At 77.2% G+C, this 426-nt stretch carries 1 pseudogene; it reads left to right on the top strand.

From position 1 onward, the window contains the following. Nucleotides 1–219 precede the first annotated feature (219 nt). Nucleotides 220–426: pseudogene (locus MKK55_RS23435) on the top strand (GntR family transcriptional regulator); the annotation flags it as partial.

Raw genomic sequence — 426 nt, 5'->3', positions numbered from 1 at the left:
TTCTCGCCGCCTTCGCCCTGCCGGAGACGCGGGGGAAGGTGCTGCACGCCGACGGGTAGGGGGACGGGTTTGTCCCTCCCCCCTTAAGCGGGGGAGGGTGGGCCTCGCGTCAGCGAGGGCCGGGAGAGGGGAGCGACCCCGCCGGACAACGCGCTCCCCTCCCCCGGCCCGCCGCCCCCGCCACCCTCCCCCGCGCGGGGGGGAGGGAAAGTCTGCGTCATGTCCGGAGGAGGGGCCGCCCGGACCCCCATCCGCTATTGCCCGGCCGCCGACGCGCCTCCCGCCGGCCTGACGCGCTACGCGGTGCCGGCTGGGGCGGTCGACAGCCATGCCCACGTCATCGGCCGGCCGCCGGCCCACGCGTTCGTGGAGAATCGCAGCTGCACCACGCCGGCGCCGCCGGCCCCGGTGCATCTGGCGATGCGC

This window comes from Methylobacterium sp. J-059 (assembly GCF_022829485.1).
Taxonomy (GTDB): Bacteria; Pseudomonadota; Alphaproteobacteria; order Rhizobiales; family Beijerinckiaceae; genus Methylobacterium.
The sequence above is the reverse complement of the archived record's forward strand: the minus strand, read 5'-3'. Positions and strand labels throughout refer to the sequence as shown.